This window comes from Helicobacter sp. T3_23-1056 (genome assembly GCF_053654535.1).
Map to the genome: position 1 here is coordinate 1 of NZ_JBSIUU010000035.1, position 19,648 is coordinate 19,648.

The window sequence follows — 19,648 nt, forward strand, 5'->3', positions numbered from 1 at the left end:
GTATATTGCTTTATATTGCGCTAATTGTGTGTTGCTATGGCTATCTAAACTCTGCCACTTTTAAATGTGTGGCAAAACTTTTTGATTCTTTTGATTTTAGCAAATCTATGTTTGGCATAAGCCTTTCTGCTTGCACTTGCAAATAAAACCTTGCAAACAAAATTTGCAAATAAAACTTACAAATAAAACTTGCAAATCAACTGAAGTAAAAAAAACATTTTTATTTTGAGTTTAAGTTGTCTTTAGATTTTTCAAAAAAAAAAAAAAAAAAAAATCAAACACACTCAAAAAGTTTCAAAAAAAACAAATTAAAAAAAAGCTAAATAAAAAAAAGCCAAATTTAAAAAAAATTAAAAAAAAAGAAAAAACTAGCCCTACCAAAATCCACTAAAATCCATAAAAGCCCATCAAAACTTTAAAAGCCCATCTAGCTTTTGATAAGTTGTAAAAATTCAGCCCTTGTGCGCGAATCGCTTTTAAAGATTCCGCGCAGGGCACTTGTGGTGATTTTTGCCTCGCTTTTTTGCGCTCCACGCATACTCATACACAGATGGCGAGCTTCGCATACTACCATTACGCCCTTTGGCTTTAGTAGTTTTGTGATACTTTGGGCGATTTGGTTGGTTAGGTTTTCTTGGATTTGTAGCCGTTTGGCATAGACTTCGACAAGGCGGACAAAGCCACTTATCCCAGCGATAGAATCTTTTGGCACATAGCCGATATGCACGCTACCAAAAAATGGCAACAAATGATGCTCACACATCGAATAAAAGCTAATGTCTTTTATGGTTATCATTTCATCGATTCCGTTGTTTGCAAATGTATGTCCAAGCGCGTCTTTGGGGCTAAGGCTATAGCCTGCATAAAGGATAGATTCTAGCTCTTTTAGTCGCTTTGGCGTGGCTTGTAGTCCTGCGCGGGTGGCGTCTTCGCCGATTCGTTTGCAAAATTCTCTAAACATTTTTTCGTGCATTTTTGTCCTTTGGATTTTATGTGTGCGGGGTTTTTTTGCGTGATTTGGCTTGTGATTTTGCGTGCTTTTTGCGCGATTTACAAAAACAATTTTTGGCTTATTATATAAAATCTTGCTATGTTTTTAAGAGGATTTTGGCTAAAAAGCACATTTTTAAGCATAGCAAAAAAGGCAAGCGAAAAACACGCGAATTTACAAGATAGGTTCGCTAATTCGCGTTAGTGTTTTGCCTTTTTGGGAGCGGATTTTGGCATAAGCAAATGGGAAAGCTAAAAATCCGCCATACCAAAATCGCTCACACGCCCTTTGCAACGCCAAACCTAGCTGATATTCATAGGTTTTTGCTAGTTCGCTTTTCATAAATTCGCACATTGATTCGCACTCAAAACTATCGCCCAAATCCCCAAAATCGAGCGAAGATTCGCTTACTTTATGTCTCAAATAGATTTTAAAGTAAAGCGTAAAAGGCGTTCGTAATTTTTTTAAAAATCCCTTTGTGGCGTAGCGTTTATAAAGTTTAATCGGCAAAGATTCACGCCCTTCACGCGCCATTCGCAAAAATTGCTTGTAGGCAATACTATCATAAATTGATATTTCTTTGGGCGGATTTGATGGATTCATCTCTTTTAGTGGGCTACCCCAGCCCAAACTTGTAGAATAAATTTTTAGATTCGCACAATGTGGCGCGATAATATCACAAAAGCCCGAGCGCGTAGAAACTACACCCGCGCAATGCAACGCCAACGCAATCGCATCTTTTAGTGATAAATCCAAATCATACACGCCATCGCTAAAATAGCGTGTGTATTCTTTGTGATTTGGGATATTTACGATGATTTTGTAGCCTAATTTAAGCAATTTTTCGCACTCATCTTTGAAAATTATATTTGGCAAACAAGGATAAGTTTGCGCTTCTGGACAAAATAGCATAATCTTGCCCAAAGGGGAGATTTTGGATAGTTTTTCACGCAAAGATTCGCTTATTTTTGGGAGATTCGTAGGCAAATCGCCTTTTGTATCGTGCGGTAAGTCAAACAAATCCACATACATTTCTAACATAGTTTTATACCAATAGTGATGTTTGTTTAGCGGTATAGGGTGGGCTGGATAAAGATTGCCAAGTGTCGGCACACTCGCAACGCCATAATCTTGTAAGCATTTGCTTTGCTGAAATGCGTTTAAAAAATCGCTATCACAAATGATATATTCCGCCTCAAACATTTCGCAAACGGCTTTGTGCGTGGGCTTTATAACAAAGATGATTTTGCCTTGCAAGTGCTTTTCTAACACCCTCTTAAAAGCGCAAAGATAGTAAGTATCTCCCGCACTACACGGACTTACAAAATAATATCTATCGCTTTTTAGATTTTTTGCGAGTTCTTGTAGGGTTTGAATGGGTTTAATTGTGTCGTTCATTTTTTGTCCTTTCGTTGTTTTGTATTTTTTGTCATTGCGAGAATCGCGTAGCGATTCGTGGCAATACAAAAATAGATTGATTCGCCTTGCTTTCGCAAGTCTCGCAATGACGGATTTTTGTGGATTTTACCCACCCCCTAGCCCCCTCCGCAAGGGAGGGGGAAAATTTAAGAAAAATGCCAAGCGCAAGGGAGGGGAATCAGATTCAAGTCTCTCCCCTTGCGTGAGGGATTTAGGGTGGGGTAAAAATTTACAATTCTTCATCAAACTCCACCTCCACTTTAAACTTTTCATCGCGCACTTTGTTTATCGCAAAGGCGGTTTTTAGCCCACTAGGTTTTGTGTCGTTGATTAAAATGCGCTCACCAAAGGGCAAATCGCTTATGATTTCATCAAAGCGGATTTTGTGCTGTGCTAAAAACGCTTTTAGATTCGCCACTTCGCTTTTGCTTCGCGCTGTAAGCAAAATCACTTTGTCGCCCTTTGGCAACTTCGCAAAAAATTCACTCACGCCTTCCAAAAGCGTATCACGCGAATCTAACTTATGCCCGTTGTGCTTTAAAATCGTGCCATCAATGTCGATAAGCCAAGTTTTTGGCAAAGGCGATAATCGCAACTTTTTCATAAAAATCCCTCCAACAGCATATTTCCCCGATAAAATGCTGCGCAAATGCTATCATAATCCTCCCACGCGTAAGCCGTGAGCGATAGCCAGATTAGCGCGTGGAGTAGCTTAATCTTTTCTTTGCTGATATTTGGGAGCAAGTCAAAAAACTCTTCGCTCATATCGCTCCACCCGCTTGATTTTATGGCGAGTTCGACTTCACGCTCATCGATTAAAAGCGTGAATTTTTTGCGGTTAAATTGGTCGTAATCGCCACAGATTGAGTAGTAAAGTTTGGCAAAATCATAGTCGCTATCGCCATAGATTTGGCTCTGCCCGAAATATCCGCGCGGGTCGATAAGCACCACCTCCATAGCAAAGCTATCAAAGAGAATATTTGAAAATGTCGAATCCCCGTGAATGAGCGAAAATTCACGCGGAAAATGCGCGGTTATAAGCTCGGCGATTTGCCCTTTGCAAAACAGCGCGTTTTTGTAATATCTGCCGTTAATTTTGATAAATTCATCGTTCGCAAAGGGGATTAGCGATTTGACAAGGGCAAGTCTATCAAAGGTTTTGGTGATATAAGTCTCCGTGCAATCACTTGGGTTTGCGGGGATTTTAGGCGTTAGATTGTGAAGTGATTTTAGCGAATCTATGATTTTGGCTAAAATCTCACGCTTTTGGCTTTTTAGCAAACATTCGTATTCATAGATATTTTTGCCCTTTATCTTTTTCATCGTAAGCGGATTTAGCGCGTAGATTTGGGGGATTTGGGCGAATCCTAGATTTTGCACGAACTCATACCACGCGATTTCTTTTTTGGCAATTTCGCGCCCTTGCGAATCTAGCGGGGTTTTTATGGCGATATTGTCGCTAAATTCGATTTTGTTAAATGGGCGTGTAAGGCTAAGCGGATTTGTCTCGGTATAGACTAATAAAGTGCCGATTTCTTTGCTGTGCGCTAAATCAAGCGGGGTAAAGTCTATGTTTTGTGTTTGTAGCCACTTAACTAATGCGCCAGATTTTGGGATATTTTTTAAGCATTTTTTGTTTGCAAAGATAAACAGCCCTGCAACGCCGTTTTTGTAACTTGGTGCGTTTATGAATTTGCCATTTTCATAGCTCCAACGACACTCAAAATCGCCCGAAATGCCGATGAAGTTTTGTGGATTTGTTTTGGGTGTCATTGCGAGATTTTGCGAAGCAAAATCGTGGCAATCTAAACCTCTATCGTCATTGCGAAAATCTGCGATAGCGGATTTGTGGCAATCTATAATTTCATTTGTGGATTGCTTCGTTGTGGCTTCGCCACTGCCTCGCAATGACAAAATGGTCGCGGATTGTGTTGATTTATTGCGCGAATCTTGTAATGATGGCGAATCTAACTTGCTTTTAGAATTTTTATGCGACCGACAAATGGGGGGCAGACAAGATTTTTGTCTTGGGGGGGGGGAATCGTGCTTGAATCTATCGAATTTTGACTTAATGATTTGCTTGAATCTAACGCCGAATCTATATTAGATTCGCCCATATTTGGCAATGTAAATTCATTTGAGAGAATCAAATCACACCAAATTATCATAAATGGCTCACTCTCGCTAATCGCCCCCATCGCCTCGCGCAAACCCGCGATAGTCCCTGAATTTTGCGCCTTTAAAATCCTATAATCCACGCTAAATTTTGGTGCGAAAATGGCTAGATATTTTTGCAACACTTCGATTTTATAATCCGCAATTATGGTAAATTTCGCGCCTTTGAATTTAGCAAAAAGATGAAAAATAATCGGCAAGTTGTTATAAGGCACAAGGCATTTGGGTTTATTGCGCGTAAGTCCCTCTAGGCGCGTCCCCTTGCCACCTGCTTGGATAATGATATGTTTTAGATTGCTAGATAGCACGCGTAGCCTTTAAGTTGATTTTAAGTTTTTATGTTTTTTGTCGCGCATAAATTACACAAATTCGTATCATATCGTATAAATCACAAAAAATTCACACAAATTGTATAAATTCGTATAAATTAGCACAAATCATTGTGAGTCAAATCAAATAAAAACGCAGATTTCACACATTTTACAAGATTACATTTAAAAAGATTTTCGCTACAAGATTTTTGCCACAAATTTTTGTAAAAATATGATGATATTTGCCAAAATTTTTAATTGTGGTATAATGCTTTTTTTGTTTGGTTTGCATTTTGTTTGCCAAATGTTGCCCAAACATTTAGCAAACAAGACAGCAAATAGCAAACAAAACATACAAAAAAACAACCAAAGCTACCAAAATCTAAACACAAAACCACCTTAAAAATCAAAAAGGAATCAAATGCAAACGCGCTTTTTATCGCTATTTGCCTCGCAGATTTTACGCATTTTGCTTATTTTTATGGCATTGTTTTGCCTAGCCATAATGTTTATGGCGTGCGATGACAAGCCTCAAAAAAACACCACAAAAGCCCCTCCAAAAGACTATGGTATCACAGGGTTTAGCTCCCCTCAAGCACAAAGAATGATAGAAAAATATATCCAGCCATATTGCGAGCAGGACTGCACGCTACTATATGAGGGCGAGCTAGAAAATCGCAATAAAATTTGGGTTTTTAAAAACCACCTTGATAGCATAAAAATCTTTGAGCACGAAGCGGGCAGAGAGGCGATACTCTATCGTGGCGAAATCGATAAAATCCTATCAAAACCAAAATTTGAAATAGAAGAAGACACGATTATAATCACCGTCCCGCGCAATACTTCTGCGGGGTTTATGCAGACAAAAGCCGTGCTAGAAAAAGGCGAAATGCACCTTTTTACCAAAGGTTTTAACTCGCCAGATATTTATCATAATGCCGATTGGCAGCCAGATTTTGACCCGCAAAAAGCACAGATTGAAGTGCTAAGCCTAAGCGTGCAACAATACAAGCGCAAAGGCACAGGACACGCCTGCCCAGCGGAGTCTAGCGAGCTAAAAACCAAAGAAGATGTAAAGAGATTTTTTGAGCTAGCAAAGCCTATCGCTTCAAGCGGGCTTGATTTGGTAGAAAGCTATGCAGGGGTGGGGTGCGTGGAGTATAGTGGCAAGCTAGAGGCGTATGGCAAGATGTGGCAATATACGATTGCGTATGGGTTTGGGATATGGGCTAGGGATTTTGAGGAAGGGAGAGCGTTTGTCTGCGAAGATGAAAAATGCCCCTTGCAAGCGGTATCAAACGTGATACAAAAATAGATTTTGTTGCAAAAAGTGCATTTTGGATAAAAGTATAGTAAAAACGCATTTTAGGCTATGCAAAATATAGGCTGTGAAATATAGGCTACACAAATTTATAGAGAATCAAAAAGGATTTTCTTAAAATCTTGGCACAAAAACAAATATTAGAACAAAATCAAATCTTGGCACAAATCGCTAAAAAATCGCTAAGAGAAAATCCGCTTAGGTTAGATTTAGCTAAACAATCTGCATTAAAGTCGGATTCTAAAACCTAGATGATGATAAAAAACTACAAGCTATCATAATGATAACTTGCAGTTTTGCTAAGTTTGGCTAATGACTAGGCAAGAATATTGCTTTAAGCTATTTTCAATTAAGATATTTTTTTAGCCCTTCCCAATCAATAACTTCTTTGAACAACTCATCATTAACCATTTTTAAGTGAAAATCATACATATTTGCATTGCGAATTAAATCCTCTTGCAAATCATTATAAGTATCTAGTATATCTTTTTTGACAGATACTAGACATTTCTCATCTTTTTTGCCAGATTCTTTACATTTTATGTAGTCCGCGTGTTCTTTGAGATTGGTATCATTATAAGACTTCGTTTGATTTGATACATAAATCAAATTATCAATCAATTTAATAGCCTTATTATATTTTATCTCAAGCCCATAAAAAACATCAGGTCTTGCTTTGATATGGCTAGACAAACTATCTGTTTTTTCGACAAAAAAGTTTTTCATTCTTGTGTATTCAGCGAGCCTATCGTCCATACCAGATTGCAAAGCTTCAAAATTTTTAAATTTTTCGACTTTGTATTTATCATACTGCGAATCTTGGAATATTTCATATATGCAAAGAGCTAAAAACGCGATTAGCAATATAGCTACACAGCTAAAAAAGCCTATCGCAAACACTTTCAAATTAGCTTTTTGTAGTTTCATTGTTTTCTCCTATTTTAGATTTTGGTTCAATCGTTTTTGAGCAATGTCAAAATTAGTGTGGCAATCATTTTGTATCTTTTATGCAATCATTTTGCCTCCTTTGTGTTGATTTTGGTTGGCAAATGCCATTTTTGGGTAGCTATGTAGCTATTTTAAACTTAAATAATGGGGCATTAAGCTAAATTTGAGTCAAAAATAAAATCTATAAAACGCAAAAACTATTGAAGCAATTTTTTGACTTTTTCATAGATTGCGATTTCTTTGGGGTCTCTTACACCATCTGCGTCCATTACCATTTCAAGTATCTCTAAAGAAACTTCAATATCCTCTTTATTGTTGCCAAACGCTGCTTTTAATGCCCCACAAGAATATTCCACAGAATTTTTTGGGTTTTTTATGTCGATTTGGTCGTATAACTCTTTTAGTATCTTTAATGTCCTAAATCCTTTTTCCTTGTCTGTAACTCTCTCAAGAAACTCTTTTTCCAAGACAGCTACTTCGGCTTTATCGCCTTTGCCATCAGCTAATGCCATATGTTTGACAATCGCAAAGCCTTTCATCATAGAATAAAACATTTCAAAATCAAACGATTCATTATCTGCTAATGTTACATTACAACCCAATACACAGGATAATATTAGCACACTTAGTTTTTTTCTCATTTTTGCCTCCTTTGTGTTGATTTTGGTTGCTTTGTTGTTATTGTGCATTTGTCTCGTTTGGTTGCGCGCTAGATTGCTCATCAGTTTTACTAGCTGGCTCTACGCTAGAATCCGCGCTAGATTCTGCGACAAAATCCGCATTAGAATCTTTGCTAGATTCTAATGCGCTAGAATCCTCATTTGGTATTTCATTGGGGTGTATGCTTGCCTCTTGGTTTTGCTCGCTAGATTCTGCGCTATGTTGCGCTTCTTGGGCAGATTGCTCGCTAGATTCTGTTTTTATGGATTCTGTTATGTCTGCTTCTGTTGCAAATGTTTCATCTTGCATTTGTGAATCATTTGGCGGGGGTGTTATTTCTGCATCTATGTGTTCGCTTAGGATTTTTTCCTGTGGCGTTGTGTTAGCAGAGTAGCTAAGCTGTGTTTTTAGAGCATTTATCATTTCAGTATTTTTGTTAGCAAGTTCTTTTTGGACATCGTTTTTGAGTGTATCAAGATTGCGCTTGATTTTTTGTTTAAATTTTTCCTTGTTTAGTTTTTTATCAATCCAATGTCCCAGCACTTCAGTAGCCACGACTAGTCCCACACCACAGACTGCACCCAAAGTCCCCGCTGTGGCTACTGCCAAACCACCGCATACAGCTGCGCCACCTGCGCGTTTTACTACTTGTTTGCCTGCGATTTTTTCTATGACTAAAGCACCTCCACGCACGCCCATTCTAGCAGTTGCACTAACAATCAATGTGCCAGCAACACCCATCACAAATGTATCGATTGGTCGCGCAGAATCAAAATCCAATCTATCTATGATTGTGTCAATATTTATAGTAGGCACAAAGCGTGTTTTTGCGTTTTCTACATCATCGCCTTGCAAACGATTAGTAGCTACAATTTTTTCAATCTCGTTATGAAGCCTACTTCCAAATTCTTTTGAAATCGTTGTTATTTCGCTATTATAGGCTGTTTGTAGAGTGTCTTTTATTTTGTTATCAAATGCCTCATCAAAAGGTAAATACTTCGCAAAAAGCTTGTCAAATTCTTGCGTATCTCTATCTTTGATTTGCTCTTTTTCCTCGTCTGTCAATGGTTTTTCAAGCCCCAACTTTTCTTTTGCCCAACTATAAAATTTTTTTGTGGCTTCTGCTACTTGCACACCTTTGCGCGTCCAGCTAAAATGCCACTCTGTATAAGTTTCAGCAATTATTTCTTGTGTATCAGCACTTACATAGCTATCAATAAGCGCATTTGTCTTTTTATCTAGCCTATCTTGCAATGCTTCAAAATCAATCCCTTGCAGTGCTGTATTATAGGCTTCTTTTACTTGTTGTTCAGGTAGTATTACTATTTCATTATTTATACGCGCAATGGTAGTTTGCCATTTTTCTAGCAGGATTCTAGTTGTTGTTTGTGCATATTGTTGCTCGGCATTTACTTCAGGTTTATCACTATTGACTGCCACATACACAATAATAACAAGTAACAAAGAAATGATTTTAGAAGCGGTTTTTTTAGGGGTTTTACTAAAATCTACGCTTAACGCATTGCGATTGACACGCAAAGATAGCAATGCAAAAAGGAAAAACGCTCCGCACTCACCGACACTTACAAAGAATAATACAAGATATTTTATAAGTGTTCGTAGTGATTCCTGCTCTATCGCCATAGGTAAAGAATCTTTTCCCAAGAAATAATACTCAACAATGGCGACTTTTGCCACAATAAAATCTAATATTTCTCGCATACAGCCACTAAACTGCGTGATTCCATACTCGCCTTGCAATTTTTCAAAATGCGCCAAAAGCGTAGGTTCAGCTTGTGTGCCAAATATAAATTTTACAACTATCAATAACAAAATGCCAGAAAATGCCAAAAATGATGCACTCCAATATTTAGCGTAAAATGGGGCAATCGCTTCTGAATATTGATTTTTTAGCTTTTCCGTAAAAAATGGTTGCACTACTATAATCCCAAATACTACACAAAGAGCAAAAAATAGCATTTCATATTTGTGTGCGAAAGGAAAAGATAGCATAAAGCTAAGTCCAAAAGCTAGCAAACAAGTGATAACAGCGTAAATAAGCCAAGATAAAAAACGGCGTCTGCCAAACCAATGCAGAATCGAGCCTTTTTTGGTAATCGCCTCATTTATCGCTAGTTTTTTAGCAATATTTATGCTAAATATTTCTCTAAGCCCTGCAATCCATAAAGTAGCCCATAACAAACAAAATGGAATCAAAATGTTTATTTCGTCCGTCTCATTTGTTCGGGTGAATCCTACCCAAATCGCCAAAATAAAAGCGATAAATACGACATTTGACCCTAGCATAGCAAAAAATCCCTGCTTATTTTGCGCGTCATTATATTGCGCACTTTTGTTTGGCGTGGATAGATTTTGCGTGTTTTGCGCTTGCGTTTCTTGTGTTTTAGCCTCTTGTATTTCTTGCGCTTCTTGCGCGTTTGGTGTGTTTTGATTTTGTGTCATTTGGTGTCCTTTTTTAGATTTTTAGTCTTTTGGTGTTTTGATAGATTCTAGTCGCATTTGGCGTGCTAGATTTACGCACTTGGCGTAGAATCCTGCTGATTTTGGTTTGCCTGCGTGCTAGATTGCGCATCTGATTGTGTGGTTTGATTTTGCGTTTGGCTAGATTGGCTAGCGTTGTCTTGCTTGCTAGATAGTTGGCACATTTTGCATTTGCATTAGCGATAAATACAAGCGCGTTTGATAGCTTAGCATAGATGCGCACTAGTAGCCCTAGAAATCCGCCTAGTTTCTTACTCTGCTGTTTGGCAAAATCTCTAAATTCCTCTTTTGTGCCATCTTTAAATATCTCTTCTTTTAGGCTTTCTTTGTCGCCTTTTGTCTTTTTTAGTATCTTAATTAAAGGCTTGTAAGTGATAAATAGCAATAAACAGATTGCTATGATTATGAATTCTGTCATTTTTGCTCCTTTTTATGTTGGGGTTGGATTTTATTTTGTCGCGCTTGGGAGTATCTCTATTTGCAAAATCTGCTTTGGATTTTCGTGTAGATTTTGGCTTAGATTTTCGCTATGTTGTTTATTGTCATTTGTGGCGTTGCCTACATACTCACGCATTATGGTAAATGTAGCCTTTTTGTCTGAGCGAAGCAGGCTTAGCTCGTTTTCATATTCACCCACATTATGCAAAATCTTGCCATTTATATGCGTGATTATGTCGTTTGTATGTAGTCCTGCTTTGTGTGCGGTGGAGTTTTGATTTAGCTCGGTTATTTTTACGCCCTGCGTGCGCACGCCATTTTCTACCATTTGATAGTCATCTACTTTTATACCGCTGATATATCCGCGATTGATTGCGCCATTTTCTACTAGCTCTAGGGCTATGGCTTTTGCTAGGTTTGAGGGTATCGCAAACCCTAGCCCATCTTTGTCGGGTATGCCAACACTATTTATCCCTACCAACGCCCCACGAGAATCCATAAGCGCACCGCCAGAGTTGCCACTATTTATCGCTGCATCGGTTTGGATATAGTTTTGATATTGTTTAAATCCTTGCAATAATATGCGATTTTTCGCAGAGATGATTCCCTGCGTTACGCTATCGCTAAACCCATCATTATTACCGATGGCAAACACCATATCGCCCACCCTTGCTTCATCGCTATTTGCAAATTCTATAAAAATAAGCTCTTTTATATATCTTGGTATGTCGATTTTGACCACTGCCAAATCCGTCTCTTTGTCCGTGCCGATGACTTGGGCTATGTATTCTTGGCTATCGTTATATAGTTTTACTATGACTTTGTCCGCTCCCCTTACTACATGTTGATTGGTGATGATATAGCCGTCTTTTGAGATGATGACTCCGCTACCTAGCGAATTGGGCAATAAAGGCAAATCGCTATATGCACTCCCCAAAGCCTTCTTGTATATGTCCTCTTGTAGCATTTGTGGCTCTATGCCTAGTCTGTCTGTGATTCCTTGTAGGTAGATACTTACGACAGATTTGCGGGATTTTTCGATAATGTCATAATACGAATACACGGCGTTATGTTTTGTGCTTGGCTTTATACGCTCGGTGATTTGGGGGGCGTCTTTTGTGATGAGGGGTGGTCTTGGTAGGTTTTGGGCGTGCGACAAGGTGGCAAATGTGGCTAGCGCGCTACATATCGCACAAATACATTTATGCCAAATGTGCCAAAATCCCTTGCGTAAAAAAATACCTAAACAAGCTAGATTTTGCATTAGTTATTTTCCCTCGCTTGCATTTGGAGTGCTTTGACTAGAATCTATGTTTTGTGGGTTTGTGGTGTTTGGCGTATTTGGGTGATTTTGGGTATTTTGGGTATTTTGGGTAGATTGCGTGGGGTTAGATTCTTGTGTAGGATTTTGGTTAGGATTTTGGGCAGTGTTTGGGGTAGGCTCTTTTGAGTCTTGCGACATAGAATTTTGCGAAATAGAATCTTGTGAAATAGAATTTTGCGAAGTGGATTCTTGCGTGCTAGATTTTTGTGTAGAATCTTGGCTTTTTTGCATTATGCTATCATAGATTTCATAGCCATTGCCACCTTCGTTAAACGCCTTATACACTTTGCAAAAAATATCTTTTTCCCATTCTTTGCCTTTTTCGCAGGCTTTGTTGTAGTAGGATTTTGCTTTGTCTTTGTCTTGTTTGATTTTGCCTACGCCTTTTTCGTAGAGTTTGCCTACGATGTAGCAGGATTCTGCGCTATCTAGCTCATCGCAGGCTTTTTTGCTATATTTTTCTGCCTTTTTTTCATTTTGGCTTACTTTTTGCCCATCTTCATAAATCATACCGAGTGTCGCACAGCTGATGGCTTGGATAGTCTTATCTTTTGCATTATCACAAAAATTTTCCGCTTTTTTGATAAACTCTTTGTATTCGCTATCGTTTGCCTGCAATCCCGCCTCACCAAAGCAAGAAAACTCATCATTTTTTTCACAGCCGATATGATAATACTGCCTTGCTAGATTTTCATTGCTATCCCTATATAAATACCCTAGCCACCAATACGCCACATCATTTCCTAGCACAATCGACCTCTGCAAATACAAATCAGCGATTTTTATGTGATTTGGTATCGTGGTGGCATTTGCCCAGATTCTGCCGTTTTCTTCGCAAGTGTATTTGCTACATTCTGTGATACTTCCTAGATTTATGTTTTGTATTGCCCATTCGCACGCTTGCGTATTTTCGTCCTCTATACACGCATCAATCGCCTTTTGTGCCTGCGTTTTTTCTTTTTGCTCTTTGTTGTTAGCGTTGCTTTTTTCATCATCTGCTAAAAATACTAAAATCACAAAACACAAAACCACGCCTAAGCATATCCACAAAAGAATTTTCAACCATTTTTTCATACAGCCCACGCCTTTTTTAGAAAATTTTGTTTTTGATAAAAAAAGCGTATTAAACAAAAAAAAAAAAAAAACGGCGATTAAACAATGATTAAACGAAATAGTATTTAGCCATTTTTTGATAATTTCATTTTGATTGTTAGATTTTTAGGCTATAATCGCATTTCTTGCTTTATCTTATCCCACTACAACACTCTTTTTTAAGGAATCCCAAAATGGCTAGCCAATCTAATCAAAAATCCACCTCTACGCACGCACGCGCACATAATCCCAACTCAAACCACAACCACCAAAATCACCAAAACCGCGCCACAAAACATATCCCAGCCGAAGTCTATAAACTAGAAGAGCTAAGTCAAAAGCCTATTTCTCAACTTGTCTCTATCGCGCAAGGACTAAAAGTAGAAAATCCACAAGAGTTTAAACGCGCAGATTTGATGTTTGAAATCCTAAAAGCCCAAGTATCACAAGGCGGATACTTGCTATTTACGGGCGTGCTAGAGATCACGCAGGAGGGCTATGGATTTTTGCGCGCTGTTGATGAGGCATTTACCGATAGCAAAAACAACACCTATGTAAGCCAAACCCAAGTCTATCGCTTTGCATTGCGAAATGGCGATATTGTTACAGGGCAGGTGCGATTGCCTAGAGAGCAGGAAAAATACTATGCCTTGCTAAAAATCGAAGCGGTGAATTATAAACCCCTAGATGATATGAAAAATCGCCCACTTTTTGACAATCTAACCCCGCTTTTCCCCACCAAACAGCTAAAATTAGAATACGAGCCTAGCAAGGTTACGGGGCGAATGCTTGATTTATTTAGCCCGATTGGCAAGGGGCAAAGAGCGTTGATAGTCGCGCCTCCACGCACAGGGAAAACAGAGCTAATGAAAGAGCTAGCACACGGAATCAGCGCAAATCACCCAGAAGTAGAGCTAATGGTGCTACTTGTCGATGAACGCCCAGAGGAAGTAACCGATATGCAACGAAGCGTAAAAGGGAGCGTGTATAGCTCGACATTTGATTTGCCAAGCGCAAACCATATCCGCGTAGCAGAACTAGTCCTAGAGAGGGCAAAGCGCGAAGTAGAAAATGGCAAAGATGTCGTAATCTTGCTAGATTCTATCACGCGTCTAGCCCGAGCGTATAATACCGTAACCCCAGCAAGTGGCAAAGTGCTAAGCGGAGGCGTAGATGCAAACGCCTTGCATAAGCCAAAGCGATTTTTTGGTGCGGCTAGAAATATCGAGCAAGGCGGTAGCCTAACCATTATCGCAACCGCGCTAATCGAAACAGGAAGCAAAATGGACGAAGTGATATTTGAAGAGTTTAAAGGCACAGGAAATAGCGAAATCGTCCTAGCCCGCGCCATCGCAGAGCGCAGAATCTACCCTGCATTTGACATACTAAAATCAGGCACGCGAAAAGATGACTTGCTACTAAGCAAAGAACAACTTACAAAAATATGGATGCTACGAAATGTGATGAGCCAAATGGACGATGTAGAGGCACTATCATTTGTCTATGCCAAAATGCAATCCACCAAAGACAACGAAGAATTTTTAAGTCAAATGAATGAAAAAGAGTAGCTAAAATAAGCGTTTTGTGAGGATTTTTTGCAGAGCGTTTTGGATAATGTAGCCCAAAATCCACGCAAAAAAAAACTACAAAACAAGCAAAATCCATAAAATCTAGCACAAAAACCAAAAATAAAACACGGCAAAATCTATGACAAACCAAACAAAGCAAATGAAAAAAGTAGGAATCTTTGATAGTGGCATAGGTGGGCTAAGCGTGGCAAAATCCGTGCTAGATAGCAAAATCTTTGAACAAGCGATATATTATGGCGATACGGCGCGTGTGCCTTATGGAGTGAAGGATTGTGAGACGATTGTGCGATTTGCGCTTGAATGTTTGGATTTTTTCGCTCCGCATAATATCGATATGCTACTTGTCGCGTGCAATACTGTGAGTGCCTATGCTCTAGAAACTATGCAAAAAAAGGCTAGCTTCCCCATAGTAGGCGTAATCGAAGCGGGGGTAAAAGCGTGCATAAATGCCCTGCCAAATAAAGATTCTACCACGCTTATCATCGGCACAAAAGCCACCATAGCGTCCAAACAATATGAAAAACTTTTGGCAAAAGCGGGTTTTGCAAGGTTTGTAAGCAAAGACACGGGGCTATTTGTCCCGCTAGTAGAAGAGGGGCTATATGAGGGCAGAGGGGAGGTGGTGCTAGATTCTGTGCTGAAATTTTATTTAGAAGAATTTTTGGATTCTCCCGCTCTTGGTGGGCAAGCACCTCAAGCGATTATTTTAGGTTGCACGCATTTTCCGCTTATCGCTAAGCAGATAGATAGATTTTTTGGTGGGCAAAGCGTGCTGATTCACTCAGGCGATGCGATTGTAGAGCTACTAGAATCAAATTTTTATTTGCGCAAAGATTCGTTTCCCAAAACAAATATAGATTTTTACGCCTCAAGCGACATAGACGGACTAAAGAAAAAGGCAACGATATGGCTACAATAACCCCCAAAAAACGCCCACCACGCACGCAAAAAAAAGCCACACAAAATCCGCCAAATACGCAAAAAAAACACAAAAAGCAAAATCCACAAAATAAACCAAAATCTAATAAACCCAAGCAAGATTCCCCCCAAGAGCTTGTTACAAGGCTATCTATCTCGCTAGAGCCACATTTATTAGCAAAGCTAGATTCTCGTATCATCGCTCAAGGCTACTCTTCGCGCTCTGAGCTTGTGCGCGATATGATACGCCAAAAGCTTGTCGAGGAAAGCTGGCAAGATGATAGCAAAGATAATATCGCCGTGCTTGTTGTCGTCTATGACCACCACCAAAGAGAGCTAAATCAGCGCATTATCGACATTCAGCACAATGCAAGCCATAGCAACGCAATCACAATCCTTTGCACCACGCATATCCATATCGATACGCACAACTGCCTAGAATCCATAATGCTAAAAGGCAAGCCTAATGCTGTGCAAAATTTCGCCCTAGAAATCGCGGGGCTAAAGGGCGTAAAATTTAGCAAACTAACGCGCACAAGCAGGTTTGATGAAAAATATTGACATAGATTTTGGCACAATGCAAAATGCAGGCAAACATAGCGCAAATGCAACAAATGCTTGCAGCAAAAACACAAAATCAAATGAGATTTTTATCGATAAAATTTCGATAAAAACATACAGCTATTTTGCGGATAAAATCGCTATTTTTGGGGGGAGCTTTGACCCGCCACATTTGGCACATTTTGAGATTATCAAATGGCTTAGCGCGCATTTTAGGCAAGCAATCATAATCCCCGCGTATCAAAATCCGCTTAAAAACCAAGCGATGATTCCATTTGACACACGGCTAAAATGGTGCGAAATAATGTGCCAACATATAAAACAAGAAATAAACGCCACAAATATCGACATAAGCGACATAGAGGGGAAGTGTAATCGCGTAGTGTTTGCTTATGAGCTAGCGACTTATTTTTATAGCAAATATTTTTCTAGCAAGCATTCTAATGAAAGTTTTTTTAGCGATTTTAGGGGGGTTAGTGATTTTAGCGATTTTGTGGATTTTATGGATTTTGGTGGTTTTGGCGATGTGGCAAAATCTACAAAAGATTCTAGCCATATCTCGCCACTGTGCTTTGTCATAGGCGAAGACGCACTAAGCCAAATCCACCAATGGAGACATATCGCCCAACTAGCTAAGCTAGTGGATTTTGTAATGCTAAAAAGAGATGGCACAAAATCTAAGGCACAAAATCCAGCCACGCTACAATCTTTAAAGCAACAATCTTTAAAACAACAACCATCAAAGCAAAATCCCGCCATAAACGCGATAGATTTTACCAACGCTACCAACAACGCTGATTTTAAAAATATGGATTTTACAAATGCAAAAAATACGATTGCAAAAGATACGGTGCGCGTGTTTTTGGTAGATTTTTCCCCAAATGATTTGCTAAAAAAATCGCTTCCATTTTTGCCAAATGAAAATCTTAACTCGACTTTTTTAAGAGAATCATTGATAAAAAAAACATTTTCACAAAATAAGAAAGATAAAACGCAAAGTCAAATCCTAAATGCGATTCCGCAATGCTTGCATAATGAGGTTATAGAGTTTTTTAAAAAAACTGCGCTACAATTTCGCTAAATGATTGAATGATTTTATGCGATAAAAAAGCAAAATCACATAACAAAACGCGCAAAATGCGTATAAAACACAAAACAAATAAGGAGAACATTTGGAGCTACAAAAAAGAGCTAATCGCATAAAAGATTTGCTAGATAGCAAAAAGGCTCAACATATCGTAATCTATGATTTGCAAGACAAAGAATATATCACACAATGCGTAGTCATCGCCACCGCGCTAGCTGGCAAGCACTCTTATGCTTTGCTAGATTTTCTAAGGGAGGAGCTAAAACCATTGGGCGAGGTGTTTTATAGCACTGATGAGGAAAGTGAGGATTGGATTATCGCGGATTTGGGTGAAATAATGGTGCATATTTTTACTGACAACACGCGCAAAAGGTTTAATCTGGAGGAATTTTTAGAAAACTATTTTCACGCAAAAACCATATAGATTTAAAACGCAGTCAAAAACTTCACACAAAAAAGGGCAAAAATGCGCATAGATTTACACAACCACACGCCTAGATGCAACCACGCAAGCGGCACGCCACAAGAATTTATCCACAAAGCACGCGCACTAGGGATTGATATTTTTGGCTTTGCCTGCCACGCGCCTATGGATTTTGACAAAGAATATCGAATGAGGCTAGATGAGCTAGATGAATATATCGATGAGATTTGCGCGCTAAAAAATAATGCGCAAAATCCGCAGATTTTGGTGGGGCTAGAAGTGGATTTTATACTTGGCAGGGAGGATTTGATAGAATCGCGCGTGTGTGAAGCAAAGCTAGATTTTCTTATAGGCTCGGTGCATTTTTTAGGTGAATGGGGGTTTGATAATCCCGCATTTATCGGCGAATATGCCAAAAAAGATTTGGAATCTTGCTGGATAAAATATTTTCAAAGTATCGCCAAAATGGCGCAATCTAGGCTGTTTCAAATCGTGGGGCATTTAGACTTGCTAAAAGTTTTTGGGCACTCTATGCCGAGTGATTCTAGCGGGTGCAAAGACGCGCTAGATTTGGCATTGCAAGCCATCAAAAGAGCAAGTATGGCAATCGAGCTAAATTCTGCGGGCTTGCGAAAGCAAATAGGCGAAATCTACCCTAGCAAAGAGATTTTGCAAAAGGCGTATCATTTGGGGATTCCTATCAGCTTTGGTAGCGATGCGCACGCGCTAGAGCAGGTGGGCTATGGCTATGATAGATGCGTGGAGCTAGCACGCGAAGTGGGCTATGATAAATGCGTGTATTTCAAACAAAAGCACGCCATAGAAACGGATTTTTGATGGGGTTTTGATTTGTTGTTTGGCTTGCGTTTTGATTTGAGTTTTTTTATTTGTTATTTGATTTGTGTTCTAATTGAGTTTCGTTTGCATTTTGGTTGCGTTTTATTTTTTTTTTTTTTGCATTTGATTTGTGTTTGAATTTGAGTTTGATTGTGGTTTGATTTGTGTTTTTTGATTGCATTTTGGTTGTGTTTTAATTTTTTGTTTTGCTTGCATTTTGATAGGGCTTTGATTGCATTTGATTTGCGCGTTTTGATGGGAGCTTTTGATTGTGTGTTATTTTGTTATTTGATTTCGTTTTTGATTGTTTTTTGATTTGCATTTTGATAGTGTTTTGATTTGAGTTTGATTTGGGTTTGGTCGTGTTTTAATTTGTTATTTGATTGCATTGTGATTGTGTTTTTGGGTTTTTTAATCTTTGCTTTTTTTACCGACAAAAATATTTTCCATACTTAGATTTTATAAAATCTAAATAGCCAAATGTAGCTATTAAAATGTAGCTGATTTTGTCATTTTGAGGCTTTTTAAAAGCCAAAATACCCAAAATCTTTGCGCAAAAATCACATAAAATCGCAAGTTGGCATTGTTTGCAGATTTTGCCTTTTTGGCTTCGCTTACTTTGTTTTCTCATTATGGACAAAGGCTACCGTCATTGCGGAATGATTCTGCTTGCGTCATTGCGAGCGGATTTTTACAAATCAAAATCCGCGTGGCAATCTAAAATCCCCCTCCCTTGCGGAGGTGGCTAGGGGGTGGGTTTTTTTGTCATTGCGAGCCTTGCATTTTATCAAAAATGCAAGGCGTGGCAATCCACGCTACAATAAAAAAACAAAAAGCTCTCCTTAACTTAAACTCACACAAAGGAGTCTTAAGTTATGATGCATAAGATGAAAAACAAGTATATCATTCGTTCAAGAATTAGAAAGGCGAAATTTAGAGAGATTCTTAAATATGTTTCTACTTCTCTTACGCTCGTAGCTTTGCAAGAAGTTTTAGATATTGAAGCGGTAAAAATTGCAAAAATTTGTCATATTTCACAAAATTCTTTATG

Annotated in this window: 21 protein-coding genes and 1 pseudogene; 9 read left to right on the forward strand and 13 right to left on the reverse strand. The window is 38.8% G+C overall.

Annotated elements, in window-relative coordinates; all coding sequences use genetic code 11:
• Window positions 1-427: 427 nt before the first annotated feature.
• From folE to ACWIUO_RS12370, 6 genes are all read right to left on the reverse strand, one after another.
• On the reverse strand, window positions 428-973 hold the full coding sequence (gene folE / locus ACWIUO_RS12345) for a GTP cyclohydrolase I FolE (RefSeq protein ID WP_454178190.1): 546 nt from the start codon (window positions 971-973) through the stop codon (window positions 428-430).
• A 192-nt stretch (window positions 974-1,165) separates the two neighbouring features.
• On the reverse strand, window positions 1,166-2,389 hold the full coding sequence (locus tag ACWIUO_RS12350; protein WP_454178191.1) for a hypothetical protein: 1,224 nt from the start codon (window positions 2,387-2,389) through the stop codon (window positions 1,166-1,168).
• Window positions 2,386-2,523: a hypothetical protein gene (locus ACWIUO_RS12355; RefSeq protein ID WP_454178192.1), complete on the reverse strand. Its 138-nt coding sequence runs from the start codon at window positions 2,521-2,523 to the stop codon at window positions 2,386-2,388. Before ACWIUO_RS12355 ends, ACWIUO_RS12350 begins: the two co-directional genes overlap by 4 nt.
• A gap of 116 nt (window positions 2,524-2,639) precedes the next feature.
• The gene (locus ACWIUO_RS12360) at window positions 2,640-3,014 is read right to left on the reverse strand and encodes a hypothetical protein (protein ID WP_454178193.1); all 375 of its coding nucleotides are present in this window, start codon (window positions 3,012-3,014) and stop codon (window positions 2,640-2,642) included.
• Complete coding sequence (locus tag ACWIUO_RS12365; protein ID WP_454178194.1) at window positions 3,011-4,324, reverse strand: phosphotransferase; 1,314 nt, start codon at window positions 4,322-4,324, stop codon at window positions 3,011-3,013. Before ACWIUO_RS12365 ends, ACWIUO_RS12360 begins: the two co-directional genes overlap by 4 nt.
• Before the next feature lie 53 nt (window positions 4,325-4,377).
• On the reverse strand, window positions 4,378-4,893 hold the full coding sequence (locus tag ACWIUO_RS12370; protein WP_454178195.1) for a nucleotidyltransferase family protein: 516 nt from the start codon (window positions 4,891-4,893) through the stop codon (window positions 4,378-4,380).
• 424 nt (window positions 4,894-5,317) lie between these two features.
• On the opposite strand from ACWIUO_RS12370, the gene ACWIUO_RS12375 reads away from it, so the two are divergent.
• Window positions 5,318-6,211: a hypothetical protein gene (locus tag ACWIUO_RS12375; RefSeq protein ID WP_454178196.1), complete on the forward strand. Its 894-nt coding sequence runs from the start codon at window positions 5,318-5,320 to the stop codon at window positions 6,209-6,211.
• Between the two features lie 128 nt (window positions 6,212-6,339).
• Complete coding sequence (locus tag ACWIUO_RS12380) at window positions 6,340-6,468, forward strand: hypothetical protein (RefSeq protein WP_454178197.1); 129 nt, start codon at window positions 6,340-6,342, stop codon at window positions 6,466-6,468.
• A 94-nt stretch (window positions 6,469-6,562) separates the two neighbouring features.
• Here the strand turns inward: ACWIUO_RS12380 and ACWIUO_RS12385 are convergent, their stop codons facing one another.
• From ACWIUO_RS12385 to ACWIUO_RS12410, 6 genes are all read right to left on the reverse strand, one after another.
• Window positions 6,563-7,144 carry a hypothetical protein gene (locus ACWIUO_RS12385; protein ID WP_454178198.1) on the reverse strand — a complete coding sequence of 194 codons (582 nt, stop codon included), beginning with the start codon at window positions 7,142-7,144 and terminating at the stop codon, window positions 6,563-6,565.
• Window positions 7,145-7,362: 218 nt separating this feature from the next.
• Complete coding sequence (locus ACWIUO_RS12390) at window positions 7,363-7,806, reverse strand: hypothetical protein (protein ID WP_454178199.1); 444 nt, start codon at window positions 7,804-7,806, stop codon at window positions 7,363-7,365.
• A 37-nt stretch (window positions 7,807-7,843) separates the two neighbouring features.
• Complete coding sequence (locus tag ACWIUO_RS12395) at window positions 7,844-10,288, reverse strand: hypothetical protein (protein ID WP_454178200.1); 2,445 nt, start codon at window positions 10,286-10,288, stop codon at window positions 7,844-7,846.
• A gap of 13 nt (window positions 10,289-10,301) precedes the next feature.
• Window positions 10,302-10,745: a hypothetical protein gene (locus tag ACWIUO_RS12400; protein ID WP_454178201.1), complete on the reverse strand. Its 444-nt coding sequence runs from the start codon at window positions 10,743-10,745 to the stop codon at window positions 10,302-10,304.
• A 30-nt stretch (window positions 10,746-10,775) separates the two neighbouring features.
• Window positions 10,776-12,029: a S1C family serine protease gene (locus tag ACWIUO_RS12405; RefSeq protein ID WP_454178202.1), complete on the reverse strand. Its 1,254-nt coding sequence runs from the start codon at window positions 12,027-12,029 to the stop codon at window positions 10,776-10,778.
• Between the two features lie 3 nt (window positions 12,030-12,032).
• Window positions 12,033-13,163 carry a hypothetical protein gene (locus ACWIUO_RS12410; RefSeq protein ID WP_454178203.1) on the reverse strand — a complete coding sequence of 377 codons (1,131 nt, stop codon included), beginning with the start codon at window positions 13,161-13,163 and terminating at the stop codon, window positions 12,033-12,035.
• 212 nt (window positions 13,164-13,375) lie between these two features.
• On the opposite strand from ACWIUO_RS12410, the gene rho reads away from it, so the two are divergent.
• The 6 genes and pseudogenes from rho (at window position 13,376) to ACWIUO_RS12440 (ending at window position 18,597) form a co-directional block, all read left to right on the forward strand.
• Entirely contained in the window at window positions 13,376-14,749 is a 1,374-nt protein-coding gene (rho, locus tag ACWIUO_RS12415) for a transcription termination factor Rho (RefSeq protein WP_454178204.1), read from the forward strand.
• Between the two features lie 139 nt (window positions 14,750-14,888).
• On the forward strand, window positions 14,889-15,689 hold the full coding sequence (murI, locus tag ACWIUO_RS12420) for a glutamate racemase (RefSeq protein WP_454178205.1): 801 nt from the start codon (window positions 14,889-14,891) through the stop codon (window positions 15,687-15,689).
• A gap of 119 nt (window positions 15,690-15,808) precedes the next feature.
• Window positions 15,809-16,249 (forward strand): annotated as a pseudogene (gene nikR, locus ACWIUO_RS12425) (nickel-responsive transcriptional regulator NikR); the annotation flags it as partial.
• Window positions 16,236-17,330, forward strand: a complete 1,095-nt coding sequence (locus ACWIUO_RS12430) for a nicotinate-nicotinamide nucleotide adenylyltransferase (RefSeq protein ID WP_454178206.1) — start codon at window positions 16,236-16,238, stop codon at window positions 17,328-17,330. The pseudogene nikR and the gene ACWIUO_RS12430, both read left to right, overlap by 14 nt.
• Before the next feature lie 91 nt (window positions 17,331-17,421).
• Window positions 17,422-17,760, forward strand: coding sequence for a ribosome silencing factor (gene rsfS, locus ACWIUO_RS12435; protein ID WP_454178207.1), 339 nt, complete (start codon window positions 17,422-17,424; stop codon window positions 17,758-17,760).
• A gap of 42 nt (window positions 17,761-17,802) precedes the next feature.
• Window positions 17,803-18,597, forward strand: a complete 795-nt coding sequence (locus tag ACWIUO_RS12440; protein ID WP_454178208.1) for a histidinol-phosphatase — start codon at window positions 17,803-17,805, stop codon at window positions 18,595-18,597.
• 427 nt (window positions 18,598-19,024) lie between these two features.
• Here the strand turns inward: ACWIUO_RS12440 and ACWIUO_RS12445 are convergent, their stop codons facing one another.
• Entirely contained in the window at window positions 19,025-19,228 is a 204-nt protein-coding gene (locus ACWIUO_RS12445; protein ID WP_454178209.1) for a hypothetical protein, read from the reverse strand.
• A gap of 38 nt (window positions 19,229-19,266) precedes the next feature.
• Between ACWIUO_RS12445 and ACWIUO_RS12450 the strand changes: the two genes are divergently transcribed.
• The gene (locus ACWIUO_RS12450; RefSeq protein WP_454178210.1) at window positions 19,267-19,443 is read left to right on the forward strand and encodes a hypothetical protein; all 177 of its coding nucleotides are present in this window, start codon (window positions 19,267-19,269) and stop codon (window positions 19,441-19,443) included.
• Window positions 19,444-19,648: the final 205 nt, after the last annotated feature.